Annotated in this window: 14 protein-coding genes; 12 read left to right on the top strand and 2 right to left on the bottom strand. The window is 61.5% G+C overall.

The window, feature by feature from the left end; all coding sequences use genetic code 11:
• Positions 1-904: 904 nt before the first annotated feature.
• The gene (locus QW861_RS19475) at positions 905-1,840 is read left to right on the top strand and encodes an AraC family transcriptional regulator (RefSeq protein WP_315754057.1); all 936 of its coding nucleotides are present in this window, start codon (positions 905-907) and stop codon (positions 1,838-1,840) included.
• Here QW861_RS19475 and QW861_RS19470 read toward each other — a convergent pair.
• On the bottom strand, positions 1,833-3,041 hold the full coding sequence (locus QW861_RS19470) for a Xaa-Pro peptidase family protein (RefSeq protein WP_315754059.1): 1,209 nt from the start codon (positions 3,039-3,041) through the stop codon (positions 1,833-1,835). The two genes, QW861_RS19475 and QW861_RS19470, sit on opposite strands and share 8 nt — an antisense overlap.
• Positions 3,042-3,294: 253 nt before the next feature.
• Here QW861_RS19470 and QW861_RS19465 point away from each other — a divergent pair, with 253 nt between their 5' ends.
• The 6 genes from QW861_RS19465 to QW861_RS19440 all read left to right on the top strand — a co-directional run bounded on the left by QW861_RS19465 (position 3,295) and on the right by QW861_RS19440 (position 9,227).
• Positions 3,295-4,671 carry a M24 family metallopeptidase gene (locus tag QW861_RS19465; protein ID WP_315754061.1) on the top strand — a complete coding sequence of 459 codons (1,377 nt, stop codon included), beginning with the start codon at positions 3,295-3,297 and terminating at the stop codon, positions 4,669-4,671.
• Positions 4,672-4,799: 128 nt separating this feature from the next.
• Positions 4,800-5,528, top strand: a complete 729-nt coding sequence (locus QW861_RS19460; protein WP_315754154.1) for an ABC transporter permease — start codon at positions 4,800-4,802, stop codon at positions 5,526-5,528.
• Entirely contained in the window at positions 5,528-6,598 is a 1,071-nt protein-coding gene (locus QW861_RS19455) for an ABC transporter ATP-binding protein (RefSeq protein WP_315754063.1), read from the top strand. Before QW861_RS19460 ends, QW861_RS19455 begins: the two co-directional genes overlap by 1 nt.
• Positions 6,599-6,603: 5 nt before the next feature.
• Entirely contained in the window at positions 6,604-7,644 is a 1,041-nt protein-coding gene (locus QW861_RS19450; protein ID WP_315754065.1) for a PotD/PotF family extracellular solute-binding protein, read from the top strand.
• 2 nt (positions 7,645-7,646) lie between these two features.
• Positions 7,647-8,510, top strand: coding sequence for an ABC transporter permease (locus QW861_RS19445; protein WP_315754067.1), 864 nt, complete (start codon positions 7,647-7,649; stop codon positions 8,508-8,510).
• 90 nt (positions 8,511-8,600) lie between these two features.
• Positions 8,601-9,227, top strand: a complete 627-nt coding sequence (locus QW861_RS19440; RefSeq protein WP_315754069.1) for a GAF domain-containing protein — start codon at positions 8,601-8,603, stop codon at positions 9,225-9,227.
• Between the two features lie 666 nt (positions 9,228-9,893).
• Here the strand turns inward: QW861_RS19440 and QW861_RS19435 are convergent.
• Entirely contained in the window at positions 9,894-10,829 is a 936-nt protein-coding gene (locus QW861_RS19435) for a LysR family transcriptional regulator (RefSeq protein ID WP_315754070.1), read from the bottom strand.
• Positions 10,830-11,011: 182 nt separating this feature from the next.
• On the opposite strand from QW861_RS19435, the gene QW861_RS19430 reads away from it, so the two are divergent.
• The 5 genes from QW861_RS19430 to QW861_RS19410 are packed head-to-tail and all read left to right on the top strand — an operon-like array spanning position 11,012 to position 16,239.
• Positions 11,012-12,778, top strand: a complete 1,767-nt coding sequence (locus QW861_RS19430) for a CocE/NonD family hydrolase (RefSeq protein ID WP_315754072.1) — start codon at positions 11,012-11,014, stop codon at positions 12,776-12,778.
• Positions 12,775-13,308: a GAF domain-containing protein gene (locus QW861_RS19425; RefSeq protein WP_315754074.1), complete on the top strand. Its 534-nt coding sequence runs from the start codon at positions 12,775-12,777 to the stop codon at positions 13,306-13,308. Before QW861_RS19430 ends, QW861_RS19425 begins: the two co-directional genes overlap by 4 nt.
• A complete protein-coding gene (locus QW861_RS19420) occupies positions 13,305-14,105 on the top strand; it encodes an ABC transporter permease (protein ID WP_315754076.1) in 801 nt (266 codons plus the stop codon). The genes QW861_RS19425 and QW861_RS19420 overlap by 4 nt, the downstream gene beginning before the upstream one ends.
• Positions 14,106-14,125: 20 nt before the next feature.
• A complete protein-coding gene (locus tag QW861_RS19415; protein ID WP_315754078.1) occupies positions 14,126-15,178 on the top strand; it encodes an ABC transporter ATP-binding protein in 1,053 nt (350 codons plus the stop codon).
• 32 nt (positions 15,179-15,210) lie between these two features.
• Positions 15,211-16,239: an extracellular solute-binding protein gene (locus QW861_RS19410; protein ID WP_315828349.1), complete on the top strand. Its 1,029-nt coding sequence runs from the start codon at positions 15,211-15,213 to the stop codon at positions 16,237-16,239.

Below are 16,239 nucleotides of genomic sequence, written 5' to 3'. Positions count from 1 at the left end.
TGAACAAGTTTTCCGTCTCGGTATCGGGCCTTTCTCTTGTAGAGTCTGATCCCTTTGCTTGGACGCGACATAACTCCCTCATGGCCTTGATAGCTTCAAGGGTAGTATAGTCTCTATTCGCGATCCGTTCGAGAGTCAGTCGACCTCTAGCGCCTTCTCTTCGCAGGCCAGAAGCGGTCATAGATCCATCCGGGAAGGCTATTTTGGCGGCAACATCTAGACGTAGCGGCGCAGATGGGTCGATCGTGTCAGCCGTAGGCTGCATGACTCGTTTCGACATTAAGGGCCTCAATCTCGACAGCCGCGGCAGTCGTATGGATTCCAAGCGCAGTTCGTGGGACTTGTCCGGTCACAAGCGACCTACATCTATCATCGCCAGACTTCCCAAATCAGAGACGAACTTGCCAGGTCGAAGCTTGTCGCAGATTTTCGCGCGCAAAGGACGGGCAATTCTGACTAAGAGCCCCGAGAGGGGAAGCAGAACACCTATCCGATGCACGAAGAGGCGCGGCACCAGTCCGATCTCGAAGCAACCCGACTTACCGCAAATTGGTGCGTTCCTGGTGTCGCACCCCATCCGCCGGGCCTCCACTCACCCGCAACCGATTGTACACACGGGAAGCCCGGGGAATTGAACTTGCAACCAGATCGTTATGAGCGGCGGTATATTGGTCGGGTTCGTTGGTCTTGCTATAATTTTGCTTGCTTTCGATCGCTTTCGTTGCGTTTCGGTGTCGTCGTTTCTGGTGCGAAACTGGGACGGTAGGGCGGTCTCGGCTATGGCGCAGAACGTGCGGAACATTCCACTTTGTCTTTTGAAATCTACGTAGTAGACCGTCTCGGAGCACGTAATTTTCGTCTTGTTTTGCCCCCGGGGTTCTCCCGCCCTGAACGTAGAGTAGGGATGCGCAATGTCTCCCTCACTCAACGACGTTCAGAGATCGCCGAGGGCAAATATGGAGTTTCGGAAATGACATCCGTGACTGAGGCCAAGATCGCAGCCAGATGGGGTATGCCTCCGGCGGCATTTCTTGAGCCCTTGCCGAAATCCGGCATCAGCCTCGCTCGTTGGCGGCGAACGGAGGCGGGCAGTCCATTCAGTCAGAAGGCTCCGCGAGCGAACCACTATCTCCTGTCGCTCGTCTTGAAGCCTATGAAGGCCCGATCGTTCGTCGACCGACGTCAGATCTGGGCTGGACCGATCCCCGCAAATTCGGTGCGAATTGTCGATCCGGATTGTGAACGGGAATGGTCCACCGACGACGGCTTCGATTTGCTCCACTGCATGATCCCAAGGACCGCTATCGCGGAAATGATCGATAGTGAGGAGAGGATCCGTTTCGTCGATCCGCTCTACTCGCGCGACGACAGGATTCTTCAGATCGGAAATCAACTGCTGTGGGCCATGCAGCAGGACGGCCGCTTTGGCGTTGAGTTTGCCAACGGGCTCACACATGCCCTGCTGGCCTATCTGCTGCAACAATACACGCGGAATAGCCTGCCGCATTCGGCGTCCGGCTTGCGTCCAGCGCAGCTCAGACGGGTGATGGATCTCATCGCCTCCAGAATCGCGAGCGGCGTATCGCTGCACGAGATGGCCAGGGAAGCCGGAATGAGTCCGTTTCACTTCTCGCGCCAATTCCGTTCGTCGACGGGCCTATCTCCTGCTCGATATGCGCTCGTCAAGAGGATCGAGTGGGCCAAGGAACAGCTGCTGGATCGTCGTGCCGACATCTTGGAAGTTGCGCTCGACTGCGGATTCAAGGATCCCTCGCATTTCAGCCGATCCTTCAAATCCGTCGTTGGCCAGTCTCCACGGGATTATCGTCGCCTCAACTGATCGCGGCCCTCTGCTGCACGTTCAGGGCGCGCTTGACGAGCGCCCCCTGGATGCGGGCGCTAAGCCTCGCTCCACCTACAATGAGATCATCCAGTCCGTCAGGGAATTTTGTCAGCATTTCCGCGCCGTCTCGGGTGACCAGTATCGTGTCCGAGTGACGAACGCCGCCCTCTCGCTTGTCGTAGATGCCGGGCTCGATGCTGATCACCATGTTCTCCTGCAGAGTCTCCTGGCTTCCTTCCGAGATCCACGGGCCCTCGTGGTTACCCAGGCCAAACCCGTGACCGACCCGGTGCAGGCGAGCCTCGTCGCCGGAATACCCCTCGGTTTTCAGGAAATCCGTTACGCGCTTGTCGACTTCCGCGCATGGAATGCCAGGACGCACGAGGGAAATTGCGAGCTCGCGCGCAGCCATCATCGCCTTGAAGGCGCCAACCGACCAGCCTTGCGGTCTTGAGGTGAAGAAAGTCCGCTCGCACTCGGCAGCGTAGCCGTTGCAGCGCGTCAGCGCGAGCGCTACGTGCGGACCCTCGAGGGTTCTGTCCGATAGCGCGGGGATGGAATGGGGCTGAGCGCTTTGGGGAGCTGCCCAGGTCGCCATGAGAACGTTGGAGTCGGCCAGTTCGAAATCGGATGTTTCGCGGATCATCGCGGCGGTCACGTGTCGGGTGCGGGCGATCCCTTCGGCGACTGTTGAACCGAAATAGGCCGCTGCGATGAGCTGCTGCACGGCAGTATCGGCATATCGCGCTGCGCGGCGGATCATTTCGATCTCGGCCGGCGATTTGATCAGCCGTAATTCCTCGACGAGCGGCAGCACCTGTACCTCGTGAGGAAGTGCGGCCCGGATCTCCATGCGGAGGCTCGCTTCGACGCCGATGGCCGAATGCGAGCCGATCAACTCCAGCAATGTCTCGCGCCAACCTCTGCCATGGGGCGCCGGGTAGTCCCAATAGGCCTTCAGGTTCGCCGGCCTGATATTGTGCGCCTTACCGAGGTGATCGAGGTCGAGCATCGGCGTCAGCAGCGTGGGAGAGCCGCTGCTCGGTACGAGAAGGAAGAACGGCCGTTCCAACGGCTCGAAACCTGCGCCGGTCAGGTAGTAGATGCTCTCGCGCGAAGTAACGATGAATACATCTAGGTCGCGAATTCTGTCTTGCAGACGCTTCAGCCGGTGAGCGTATTCCGATTTCGAGATCATTGGAGAGTCCATCCAAAGGGCGGCATTGCCGGCTCGACGGTCGGCATTCATCCGTCGTGGTGCATGGTTGCAAAACCGCTGCGACCGCCGAATTCGTGCGGGGCACCGAACAGGAATTGACGATGACCGTAAAGTGACGCGGTCGAAAATAAATTGGCAGGATCGGGCAACATTCCGCACGAAACGGCCATTCGACCGGCGCGTGCGCCTTCGGCGGAAGCATATTGCAGGGAAGAACGCGACGATCCCTTGGGTGAAAAAAGCAGGAATTGGCCGGTCTCAGCAGGAATCTGCCGGATGCTTTCGCCCCTTCACACCCATTATGCCAACGTCATTTGAAGGCAGGTTCGCGGGTGCGGGCGGGGCCCCGCGTTCGGGCCGCGTCGATTGGGCGATGAGCCGGGACAATCGATCGCGCGACTGGGAGAGTTGGAGAATCATGAAGTTTCTGAGCCGTTCGGTCTGGGACTATCGACGAAAACTGATGCGTGACGTCATGGCCCGAAATCGCCTCGACGCGCTTCTGTTCTCCACCGCCGACTTCTTTCAGTTTGCGACCAATTTCAACGTCGATGTGCAGACATGGGAGCGCCCGATCTTGGTTTGCGTGCCGTTCGATGGCGAGCCGCGCGCGATCATGAACGAACTGTCGACGCACCACGTCCGCATGGCGCGCGAGCGGGAGCAATTCTGGGTCGACGACGTGCAATTCTATTTCGAGCATCCGAAGCTGACGGAGCGCGGCTTCTCGCTGCCTCAGCTTCCCGAGATGATCCACGATCTGTTGAGTCGCTGCGGATTGAGGGCATCTCGCATCGGTATTGATGCGAGCCAGCCTAGTCTTGCCCGCGCCGCCGGAATGTCGCCCGAGGTCAAGCTGATCCCGTGTCTGGAGGACATGCGGGCAATGCGCTGGGTCAAGCATGCCGAGGAGCTCGAGATCATGCGGCAGGCAGCCTCGCTGTCGGACTACATCCAGGATCGCTACCGGGAAAACATAAGGCCCGGCCGCCTGGTCCAGGAGCTGGACTGTCAGATGGCGGTCAGCATGGTCGAGGAGGGGGCGCGGCGCTTTCCCGGTGCAAATCTCGAAGTGCTGAGGTGCTGGACGCTGAGCGGTCCCGCATCGGCGTCTCCGCATGGCGACGGTGCTTCATGCGGAGCGAAGATCGGCAAGAGCGACGTTCTGGTCAACATCGTCATTCCGCGCCTGAACGGCGTCGTGATCGAAAACGAGCGCACCTGGTTTGCAGGCGAGCCTTCGCCGGATCAGCGCAAGTACTACGAGGTCGCTCGCGCGGCCAATGAAGCCGCATCAGCAGCGGCCGTGACGGGTGCGCCGGTGTCATCGATCGATGCAGCCGCGCAGAAGATCATCGAAGAGGCTGGATGCGGCAGCTTCATTCGTCACCGAACGGGCCACGGAATGGGGTTGCTCGGTCACGAGTACCCGCATGATATGGCCTTCAACCATCGGCCCCTTCTGGACAATGAAGTGTATTCGGCGGAGCCCGGCATCTATGTCTATGGTCTCGGGGGCTTCCGCATGGATGACACCGTCGTCGTGGGGCGCCAGCCGGAGATCTTGACCAAGGCGCCAAGAGACATCAAGAGCCAGATCGTCAATTGATGTCCGAGGATGCACTCCGAAGTCTGGCATCGTCACCCTCGACAGGTCGGGGATACCCGAGACTTGGGCGCCTGGTCTTCGCGGCGAGCGTCGCCGGCGCATACCTCTTGGTGTTCGCTCCGGTGGCGATGATCGTGCTGATAAGTTTCTTCGCCCAGGAGATCGTGAGTTTTCCTGCGGATGGCTTGACGCTGGGCTGGTACGAAAACGCGTGGTCCAGGCCGGAGTTTTCGCGTGGGCTTCTGACCAGTCTCCAGATTGCGCTGGCGACGACCGCGGTTGGGGTTCCCATCGGGGTTGCGGCTGCATTGCCGCTCGTGCGTTCGAAGTTTCCGGCAAAGGGTGGCATCAATGCGCTCCTGCTGGCCCCTTTGGCCTTGCCCGGTGTCGTCACCGGTGCGGGAATCTATATGACGTACGTTGCCGTCGAAGATGCCCTCGACACCGATATCAAGGGGACGATGGCCGGTCTGGTGGCTGCCCACACTATGCTCACCATCCCGTGGACGGTGCGGCTGGTCGTCGCCAGCCTTCAAGGTATCGACCAAGCCATCGAGGAAGCTGCGGCAAATCTCGGAGCCGGACCATTCACGGTCTTCCGGCGGATCACGCTGCCGGTGATGAGGCCGGGCATTGTCGCCGCCGCCATGTTCTCGTTCATCCAGAGCTTCGAGAATCTGGATCTTACGCTTCTCCTGGTCGCGCCCGGACGCATCACGTTGCCCGTGGCCATGCTGAATTATTTGGAATTTCGCATGGACCCGACGCTCGCGGCCGTGGCGACGGCTCAGATTGTGCTGGTCGGCGCGCTCATGCTCGCAACCGATCGATTCGTGAAGCTTTCGAGGATTGTTTGATGGCCAGGCTGACAGTCGAGCGGCTCACGAAGCAGTTTGGAGCCTCGGTCGCGGTGAATGATCTCAATCTAGAGATTGCTCAGGGGGAGATGGTGGCGCTGCTCGGGCCATCGGGCTGCGGCAAGACCACCACGTTGCGCATGATCGCGGGTTTCGTGACGCCGACGAGCGGCCGAATGCTGTTGGCGGAAACCGACATCACACGAAGCCCGCCGCATGCGCGTGAAACGGGTCTCGTGTTTCAATCCTATGCGCTGTTTCCGCACATGACCGTTGCCGAGAACGTCGGCTTCGGTCTGGAGATGCGCGGCCTTGGCCGTGCGGAGCGCGCACCGCGCATTGCGGACGCGTTGAACCTCGTCAGGCTGTCACATCTGGCCGACCGTTTCCCGAAACAGATGTCTGGAGGACAGCAGCAACGTGTCGCTCTTGCCCGCGCACTCGCGATCAGCCCGAAGCTGTTCCTGCTGGACGAGCCACTCTCCAACCTCGATGCCAAGCTCCGGGCGGAGGTCCGTACCGAGATCCGCGCGCTTCAGCAGCGGCTCGGCCTGACGACCTTGATCGTCACGCACGACAGAGAGGAAGCGCTGACGATGGCCGATCGGCTGGTCGTGATGGAAGGAGGGCGGGTTCGGCAGGTGGGCTCCGCGCGCGAGCTCTATGAAGAACCTTGCGATGCATTCGTCGCCGAATTCGTCGGACGCTGTAATCTGTTGCCGGCGAGGCGGGAAGACGATGAGCGCGTCAGAACGCGCGGCGGTCTTCTGCTGCCGTCCAGGAAACGACAGGACGAACGTTCCACGGCAGACACGATTGCCATCCGCCCCGAGCGCATCGCGATCGAGCCCGGCCATCGCGCGGCGATCCAGGGGCGGCTCGAGGCTGTGACTTATCTCGGCGCGCAGACGGAGTACCAGGTGCTGCTGGGCGAGGCGGAACGGGTGGTCGTTACCCGTTCAACGCCGGTCCGGGACGACCCGATGCTCTCAGTGCGCCCGCACGATCCGGTCTCGCTGAGCTGGGACATGGATGCTCCTCGGCTGATTCCCGAAACCGCGAAGGATTAGGCAAGATGAGATACTCACGGCGTAACTTTCTATCGCTGGGCTGCGGCACCGGAGCCACCTTTCTCTTCGGCAACCCCCGATCGGTCGCAGCGGCGAATGGACCCATCGTGGTAGGAACATGGGGAGGCGACTACGGCCAGCTGTTGGGTGATCTCCTGGACAAGCCGCTGGCTTCGGTCAAGGGCGTCGAGGTCGTTCAGGACGTCGCCAATGTCGATCCCAGGAAGACCAAGTTGCTGGCCGAGCGAGGCAGCCGCCGTGGCTCGATGGAGATAGCCTGCCTGTCCGATACGGACGCCTACCTGATGTCGCAATCGGAGGTCCTGGAGGAGATCCGGCCCGAGCAACTGTCCAGACTTGACGCCGTGTTTCCGGAGTTGCGCAAGCGATATTCGATTCCGCACATCTACTCGGCGCAGGTCATCCTCTACAATCCGACCAAGGTGACCGTTCCGCCGCAGTCATATGCGGATCTATGGGATCCGAAATGGCGTGGTCGTGTCGGGCTTTCCGATATTCTTTATGGGGCGAACACGCTTGCTGCAGCGCTCGCGGGCGGCGGAAGCGTCAACGATTTCGAGCCGGCCGACAAGAAGCTCCTGGAGCTGCGGTCACTGGACGCGAGGATATATCCGTCCAACGAAGCGCTGGCAGCGGGCCTCAAATCGGAGGAAGTCTGGATCACGATCATGTGGCTGGCGCGTGGCTTCATGTGGAAGAAAGCCGGAATCCCCCTCGCCCATGTGGTGCCGAAGGAAGGAACTCCTTCCGTTGTGTTCGAGGCGGGTATTCCCCGGAACGCCAGGAACAAGGCGGGAGCCTTCGCTTATCTCGATGCGATGCTGGACGCCAAGGCGCAAACGGGCTTCGCCGAAAGGATGGGATATGCCCCGACGGTGCGCGATGCGGTGCTCCCGGAAGATCTTGCCCGGGAGGTGCTTCTCACCGAGGAGGAGCGGACCAGGCTATTGAAGCTCGACTACGCCTACTCGACGGGGCGCTCGCAACGTACCCTCGATTTCTGGAACAAGCAGTTCAAGGCCTGATCATGGCGATCCTGCTCGTTCCCGCATGTCTTCTCATTCTCGGCTTGCTCGTCGGTCCGCTCGTTCTGATGTTCAGGATCTCGTTGAACGAGCTAGGTCCGACGCAGATGATGGTAGAGGCGCTGACCGCCGGCAACTACCTACGCGCAGCGACCGATCCGTACTATCAGCAGATCGTTCTCACGACGCTTGGCATTGCGCTGCTGTGTACGATGGTCACGCTCATCATCGCATTTCCGGCAGCCTATTGGCTGGGACGCATCGAGAGCCGGTGGAAGAGCATCGTTCTGATCGCTACTCTGTTTCCCCTGCTTGTGGGCAACGTGGTCCGGTCCGCGGGCTGGATGGCATTGCTCGATCGCGACGGTCTCATCAACTGGGGACTTGCGCGGCTGGGTCTGATCGCACAGCCTATGCAACTCATATATACGCCGAAAGCGGTCGTATTCGGCATCATTGCGGTGGTGTTGCCGTACATGATCATAACCATTTCGTCGGTGATCGAGAGTATTCCCCTCCAATTGGAAGAAGCGGCCGCCAACCTCGGAGCGTCCCCGGTCGTGGTCTTTCGGCGCATCGTTCTTCCGCTCGCGCTGCCGGGCGTCGCAGCTGGATGCACGCTTGTGTTCGTTCTGTGCATGAACACCTACGCGACTGCGGTTCTCCTGGGCGGTCCCAGGTTCAAGATGATGGCGCCTGCCGTGTACGACCAGTTCATAAGGAGCAACAACTGGCCGATGGGAGCGGCGTTGGCGTTCTTGCTTCTGATCTTCACCATGGCCTTCACCGTGCTCGGGAGCGTTGGTTTCGCTCGGCGCTACGGCAAGCTGTCTCGTGCTCCGCCGGAGCGACTTGCGCCGGCGTGAATGTTTCAATCTGGATTCCGCTCCGCGGTCGTTGGCGCCTCTCGGGAGAGAAGCTTCTATTGTCAATTTTTGATGGAAAGGAGATACGCAATGCTGTCGATCAGCTCACCGGTCTTCGCGCGCCGTGGCCTATTGACAGGAGGACTGGGGACGGTTCTTGCGACGCCGATATGCGGTTCAGCTCGGGCCGCGACGGAGGCGAGCATCGCGCCTGATTCGAAGGTTCGTCTGGCTGCGATAGACGAGGTTGCGCGGGCGGGGACAGAGCCGGGGCAGCCCAATGTCATTCTGGCCAGCCTCAACCTCGCGTTGGCGCAAACGGTTGGACACAAGCTGTTCACCGTTCTGGTGCTCAACGAGGATGTCGGGCAGAACCAGCGCTACTATTCCAACCAGCCAGGGGCCTATCCCGTCGGCGGAAGCAAGCCCATCGATCGATCAAGCGCATTCTACAAGGAGATCGTGCTGACCGGTAAGCCGCGCATCTGCTACGACTACGAAGACATGAAGCGCGCATTCTTCGATCATGAGCTTATCCGGTCGCTCGGCTGCGAAAGTGCCGTCAACTATCCCTTGCGCTGGAACGGAAAGACAATCGGATCGCTCAATTTACTTCACCAGGCCGGATGGTATGACGAGCACAAGGTCGCCGCGATCGGTGCCTTCGCTGCACTGTCGGCTCCGGCCCTCCTCGATATTGTGCGCGGCTGGAAGTGACGAACGCTTGCGTCGGCATTTCTGGCGCGGAAGCCGACTTCGGCGACAGTCCGTCTTCGCTTTCTCTCGCTCCTCGGTCTCCGCATGGCTGCGCCACGCGTAGCCCGAAGGACGAAGCGTGGTGGGCCCGGCAGGACTCGAACCTGCAACCAGACCGTTATGAGCGGCAGGGTATTGATGAGGTTCGTTGGTTCCGCAGAAATTTCATTCGATTTCGAGGAGTTACGCTCTACTTCGTTCACCAGATCGAGCAAGCGAGCGCGGAAATCATCGTCAACAGCCGGGCAACGCACGTCTCGACTCGCTTAGCGAGTTTCAACCAGGGTTTGCGATGAAGTCTGAAGGATCAAATTGAAACTTCGTCAGATCCGCTTAGCGGACGCAAGAAGCCGATGACCAATCAACTACCATTTGAGCGGCAAGCTTCTCTATGCTGCGAGCCGGCGACCGAGCGATCAGCTTCCTTGCTCTTGCTAGCTTTCGTTCAGGTTGATCGTGCTTTTTGCGCCTGGTTCTGGTGCGAAACAGGTTCGCGGACCATGGCGTCTTTCTTAGATAGTTTCTCTCAGTGGAGCAGGCATTTCGCCGCTGGGGTCTCGAGAAAAGAAGCCAGAATACGGCCGGCACCTTACAAGCACCGGCGTCAGAACAGCCTGATTGGGCGGCTCAACGAGGGGCCTGGAGGAATGCTTCGGACTGAGACTTGGCGACCCCGCTGATTTCCGCAGCCAGCTCGACGACCATCGGCGAACGGGATTGCCAGATGGGATGCAGGAAGCCGTATTGGAGCGGAAAGGCCGGACGAAATGGCCTGAGAACCAGATCCGGCACACCGCTGGAGCGGGCGACGAAGGGGTCGGACAGGCAACATCCGAGTCCTCTCCCGGTGAGCTGACAGGCGATCACGCCATTGGTGGCTTCAAATCGCACCTTTAACGGCTTGCGGGCTTCACGGCTCAGGCGTTCGAGATGTTGTCGCAGGATCGAGCGCGGATGCGTGACGATGACGTCCTCGGCGGCGAACTGATCGAAGGTCACGATCTGCTGCGCCGCGAGCGGATGATCCGGGCGCATTGCGACCATGGCTTCGACGCGCAGGAACTCCTCGGTCCCGAAAGCCGCATGCGAGAGCGGCAGGATGGTGACCCCGAGATCGAAGGTTTCCTGGCCGACCCAGGTCTCGATATCCAGGCGCACCCGGGATTCGATCGAAGCCGTGAAGTTCGGAGAGCGCTTGGCCACGGTGGCTACGGCATCGGCAACCATGGCGTGAGCAATGAAGGGAGCAGTGAGGATTCGCAGATGATGGCGCGTTCCGCGGCTCATCTGCACCGCAAAACGTTGCAGTCCATCATGGCCAAGGAGAACGCGCTCCGCATGGGCGTAAAACTCCCGCCCCTCGCGCGTCAGCGTCAAAGGACGGCTGTCGCGTCCGAACAGAGGAAAGCCCACCTCCTTCTCCAGCGCGCTGAGCAGCCGCCCGACCTGGGGCTGCGTGCGCCCCAGCCGCTCGGCCGCCCGCGACACGGACCCTGTTTCCACAAACGCCCGGAGGGCTTCCAGACCACGGTGATTGGGCAAATCCAGCTCCTGAATGCGCATTCCGCATATAATACGACATATTACGCATTTGACGCATGAAATTTGCAATGTTTCTTTGCAGCTCAAGTGGAAGCCCAAATGATGGGCATGTGAGAGCCGCAATGACCGTGTGTGCCGAAACCGATCGCGCCTGGCAGATGGCCCCGGGCGACTATGTTGAGCGTCGACCAGTGACGTCCCGCTTGACGGAGCCTGTCTCGTGCTACGTCACGATGCGCGATGGTTGCCGCATTGCCGTGGACGTCTATTTGCCCGAAGCCATCGACGGCGCGGCACCCGACAAATCGTTCGCAACGATCGCTCTGTTCACCCCGTATTATCGCCGCTTCAAGCTGCGGCCGGGCGGGAGTGGCGAGGTCAATCCCAACACCGGTAAGTTCCGCGATTTCTTCGTGCCACGCGGGTATGCGGTGGTGGTGGTCGATGTCCGTGGCACGGGCGCCAGCTTCGGCACCCGCGACAGCTTCCGCTCCCCCAAGGAGCGCGAGGACAGCCGCGAGATTGCCGATTGGATCGTGGCCCAGCCCTGGTCCAACGGCAGCATCGGCGCCACCGGCGTGTCCTATCTCGGCGCGGCGTCGGACTTCCTGGCCAGCACGGGTCATCCGGCCGTCAAGGCCATCGCGCCGCTGTTTTCGGTGTGGGACACCTACACCGACAACTACTTCCCGGGCGGCCTTCAGGTCACGTCGCTGACGCAGATCTATGATGAGCTGCTCATCGGCCTGGATCATGATCGGCGCGACGTGCTCCAGAAGTTCTCCTACTACAGCAATCCGGATTTCGAAGGCCCGCAGCCGGTCGATGCGGATACCGACGGCGTTCTGGTGCGGGAAGCGGTCCGTGAGCATCTGGCGAACTTCCGCCAGACCGATTTCATGGCGGAGTTCAAATTCCGCGAAGAAGCGCTTGTCTACGATCCCGGCTTCAGCTCTGCCTCGTTCAGTCCCTATGCGTTGTCTGCGGGCGTGCGGCGCGACGTGGCGATCCTGTCGGTCTCCGGCTGGTGCGACGGGGCCGGCTACATGAATGGTGCGATCTCGCGCTTCCTGACCATGAAGGACAATCCGCGCCATCTCCTGCTCGGCCCCTGGGACCATGGCGCCCGGATCGACATCTCGCCCTGGCGGACCTCCGAGGTCGTGGATTTCCCGCTTCTCGGCGAAGTCTTGCGATTCTTCGATACCTATCTTCTCGGGTGGGACACAGGCCTTAAGAACGAGGCCCCGATCCACTATTTTTCCCTCCATGCGCAGGCATGGCGAGCGTCTCGCGCCTGGCCGCCGATTGAAGCGCAGCGGACACTGTTCCTCACGTCCGGCCACGGTCTCGGCGACACCGCCACCCATGGCGGCGCGGAGTCCTACAAGGTCGACTTCACCCTCGGCACGGGGCAGCAGACGCGCTTTGAGCGCATCGCGGGCGTCGATAGCCGGAGCTACTACACCGACTGGCAAGGACGCACCGATCGGATGCTGAGCTACACCTCGGCGCCCCTGGTCGAGGCCATGGAGCTCGCCGGTCATGGCGTTGCGGATATCTGGCTATCCTCCAGCGAGCCCGATGCGGCGCTGTTCGTCTATGTGAGCGAAATCGAAGCGGATGGCACCGAGCGCTACGTGACCGAGGGACTGCTGCGGGCTCTGCACCGCAAGGAAACCCCGGCGCCGGACAGCTATAGCACCACCTGGCCATTCCGGAGCTTCTCGCGGGCCGATGCGGCACCGCTGGTCCCCGGCGCCTGGGAGTGCATCCGCATTCCATTGCTGCCGACCGCCTGGCGTTTCGCAGCCGGCAGCCGCATCCGTCTGTCGATTGCCGGCGCTGACGCCGATCATTTCGCGCAGGTGCCGCACGGCAGGCCTCCGCTCCTCACGGTGGCGTTTGGCGGCGAGCGCCCATCGGCACTGCATCTTCCGCTTGTTGCAAGCCGGGGACCTGGCGCATGAGCACCCGCGACGCGCTTCAGTATAGTAGCTCCATGGCGCCGCTCGCGGCATTGGCGACTGCGCTGGCCGAGCGGGACCAGCCCGGCGCGAGCCTGCGCGTGCTGGACCGCCTGCTCGCCGCGGCCGTCGGCCACAAGCTGTTTACGGCTCTGCTCTACCGGCCGGCGGACGGTGTCGCCGATCGGCTCTATAGCAGCGCGCCGGATCGGTTTCCGGCCCAGGGTTCAAAGGCCTTGGAAGAAGCCCCCACCATGCGCCGCGTGCTCATGTCGGGCGTGCCCTATATTGGTCGAAACGCCAGCGACATTGCACGCGACTTTCCTGATCATGAGAAAATCCTCGCGCTCGGATGCGCAAGCATCCTGAACATGCCCGTGCGCTGGAACAGCGAAGTCATCGGCCAGATCAACCTGCTGCACGAGGCGGGGCATTTTCACGACGGGCATTTGCCCATCGTTGAAATGCTGGCGCAAATGGTCGTCCCGGCATTTCTCCTCGCAGCTCAGCAGGCACGGAGGGGCGGGCCATGACGTCGAGCCGTCTCGCTCATCGCACATTGGTGGCGATCGCCTATGTGCTGATGCTTGCGCCAGTGGTCATGGTGATCATGACCAGCTTCTTCCGCGACGAGATCGTGTCGTTTCCACCGAGCGGCCTGACCTTTCGCTGGTACTTCAATGCCTGGACCCGGCGCGAATTCGCCAATGGCTTTCTGCTCAGCCTGCAAGTGGCGCTGATCGCAACCGCAATTGGCGTCGCGTTCGGCACGGCAGCGGCGCTTGCGCTGTCGCGCAGCACCATCGCGGCGAAGTCGGCCATCAATACGCTTCTGCTCGGTCCGCTGGCGGTGCCCGGCATCGTCGCCGGAACGGCGTTGTATCTGTTCTATCTCAAGCTGGAGAACAGGCTCGACCTCGACATCGTCGGCACCCTGCCGGGCCTGATCGCGGCCCACGTCCTGCTCACCATCCCCTGGACGGTGCGGGTGGTGACCGCCAGCCTGCAGGGCTTGGACACCATCGCCGAAGAAGCGGCCGCCAATCTCGGCGCGCGCCCCTGGACCGTGTTTCGCCGCGTGACTTTGCCGATGCTGCGGCCGGGGATCGTTGCGGCGACCATGTTCTCCTTCATCCAGAGCTTCGAGAGCCTCGAGCTGACCCTGCTCCTGGTGGGCGCTGGCAAGACCACGCTGCCCGTCGCGATGCTCAACTATCTCGAATTCCGCATGGATCCGACCCTTGCCGCGGTCGCGACGGTGCAGATCCTGGTCGTCGCGGCGCTGATGCTCGTCACCGACCGTTTCGTGAAATTGTCCCGGGTCGTCTGACCCTTTGAGGAGGATACACCGTGGGCACGCTCCGTCTCGAGGGACTGCGCAAGGAATACGGACTATCCGTCGCCGTCGAGCGCGCGGACATCGCGATCGCCGAAGGTGAACTGGTTTCGCTGCTCGGCCCCTCCGGCTGCGGCAAGACCACTACGCTGCGGATGGTCGCCGGCTTCATCGAGCCGACCGCCGGCCGCGTCGTCATCGCGGGGCAGGACGTCACGCGCACCGCGCCCTACGCTCGCCAGACCGGCATGGTCTTCCAATCCTACGCGCTTTTTCCGCACATGAGCGTCGCCGACAACGTCGGGTTCGGCCTCGAAATGCGCAAGGTCAATCGCGCCGACCGCGATCGGCGCATCGCCGAGGCGCTGAAGCTGGTTCGGCTCGACCATCTGGCGGATCGCATGCCACGCCAATTGTCGGGCGGCCAGCAACAGCGCGTAGCGCTTGCGCGAGCGCTGGTCATCAATCCCGCCGTCTTTCTACTGGACGAGCCCTTGTCCAATCTCGACGCCAAGCTGCGCGCCGATGTGCGTACTGAGATCCGCGCCCTGCAGCAGCGTCTCGGTCTCACTACCCTGATGGTGACGCACGATCAGGAGGAGGCGCTGACCATGTCCGACCGTCTGGTGGTGATGGAAAGCGGGCGCGTGCGGCAGATCGGGACCGCTGAAGAGCTCTACGAGCAGCCCGCGGATGCCTTCGTCGCGGATTTCGTCGGACGCTGCAACATCATCACCGGCACCATCGAGGGCCAGGCGCTGCGAAGCGCAGGCGGCAGCCTGCTGCCCTGCGATGTCGCGGCGGCTCCCAGCAATGCCAGTGTGCTGGCTCTGCGGCCGGAGCGCGTCGCGGTCCACGCCGCTCCCGACGCTGTCGGACTTCCCGCGCGGATCTCCGGCATCTTCTATCTCGGTGCTCAAACCGAGTACCGGCTCGAACTCGACGGCGTAGCGCTCACCGCCATTCGAGCGACGCCGGCCGCCGGCGATGCCATGCGTCAGCTCAAGACCGGAGACGTGGTTCGCGTGAACTGGGAGCCGGCTGCTGCACGGCTGATCCTCGCCTGAAAATAGAAAATCCAATCCAGAAGGTTACGACAATGACCGCACTCACCCGTCGTGGATTTCTCGGCGCTGCCTCAGCCGCCGCTCTGCTGCCAGGCATGGCATCGGCCCAAAGCCGCCAGGTCACCGTTGGGACCTGGGGCGGAGACTTCGGCGATCTGCTGCGCGAAAGCGTTGACATCGCCATCATGAAGCCGACGGGTATCGACGTTCTTCAGGACGTATCCAGCCCTGTTCCGCGCCGGACCAAGCTGCTCGCCGAGCGTCAGAGCCGGCGCGGGAGCATGGATGTCGCCTGTCTCGCAGATTTCGACATGTTCGCCGCCGCTCAGCGCGACGTGCTCGAAGGCGTCTCGGAGCAGGTCGTGCCGCGGACCGCCAAAGTGCTGCCGTTCCTGCGCAAGCCGAACTCCATTCCTCATATCTATTCGGCCCATACCATCGTCTACAACACGAACCGCGTGCCCACGCCGCCCAGGTCGATCAACGATCTCTGGGATCCGAAATATCGGGGCAGGGTCGGCCTCTCCGATTTCCTCTTCACCACCAATATGGCGTTTGCCGCGATCGCCGGCGGCGGCTCAATGAACGACTTCGAGCCCGCCAAGAAGAAATTGATGGAATGGCGGTCCCTGGACGTGAAGGTATTGGCCTCCACGGAAGCCGTCGCCGCGGCCCTGAAATCCGAGGACATCTGGTTCACCATCATCGCGGCCGCGCGGGGCTTCATGTGGAAACAGGCCGGGATCCCGCTGGGCCATGTGATCGCCGAAGAGGGGGCTTTCCCGACGATCTATGAGGCTGCGGTTCCCAAGAACGCACGCAACAAGGAAGATGCTTTCAAATATCTGAACTCCATGCTCGAGCCCTCGTCGCAAATCGCCTTTGCCACCAAGATGGGATACGTCCCGACCGTCACGGACGCACCGCTGCCGCCCGAGCTCGACAAGCAGATCAACTTCTCCGAGGCCGAGCGGGCGCGCCTCTGGACGCCGAACTTCACCTATCTCGTGGAGCAGCAGGCCGCCTTTCTCGATTTCTGGAACAAAGATTTCAAGGGCTGA

It is taken from the genome of Bradyrhizobium sp. SZCCHNRI1029, from assembly GCF_032487555.1.
Classification (GTDB): Bacteria; Pseudomonadota; Alphaproteobacteria; order Rhizobiales; family Xanthobacteraceae; genus Bradyrhizobium.
Note: the sequence above shows the minus strand (reverse complement) of the source record. Positions and strands in the feature narration are given on the sequence as shown.

Coding starts and splice junctions, on each gene's coding strand:
- QW861_RS19450 (WP_315754065.1), top strand. CDS start 6,604: ATGAGATACTCACGGCGTAACTTTCTATCGCTGGGCTGCGGCACCGGA.
- QW861_RS19440 (WP_315754069.1), top strand. CDS start 8,601: ATGCTGTCGATCAGCTCACCGGTCTTCGCGCGCCGTGGCCTATTGACA.
- QW861_RS19470 (WP_315754059.1), bottom strand. CDS start 3,041: ATGATCTCGAAATCGGAATACGCTCACCGGCTGAAGCGTCTGCAAGAC.
- QW861_RS19460 (WP_315754154.1), top strand. CDS start 4,800: ATGATCGTGCTGATAAGTTTCTTCGCCCAGGAGATCGTGAGTTTTCCT.
- QW861_RS19410 (WP_315828349.1), top strand. CDS start 15,211: ATGACCGCACTCACCCGTCGTGGATTTCTCGGCGCTGCCTCAGCCGCC.
- QW861_RS19455 (WP_315754063.1), top strand. CDS start 5,528: ATGGCCAGGCTGACAGTCGAGCGGCTCACGAAGCAGTTTGGAGCCTCG.
- QW861_RS19475 (WP_315754057.1), top strand. CDS start 905: ATGCGCAATGTCTCCCTCACTCAACGACGTTCAGAGATCGCCGAGGGC.
- QW861_RS19425 (WP_315754074.1), top strand. CDS start 12,775: ATGAGCACCCGCGACGCGCTTCAGTATAGTAGCTCCATGGCGCCGCTC.
- QW861_RS19420 (WP_315754076.1), top strand. CDS start 13,305: ATGACGTCGAGCCGTCTCGCTCATCGCACATTGGTGGCGATCGCCTAT.
- QW861_RS19445 (WP_315754067.1), top strand. CDS start 7,647: ATGGCGATCCTGCTCGTTCCCGCATGTCTTCTCATTCTCGGCTTGCTC.
- QW861_RS19435 (WP_315754070.1), bottom strand. CDS start 10,829: ATGCGCATTCAGGAGCTGGATTTGCCCAATCACCGTGGTCTGGAAGCC.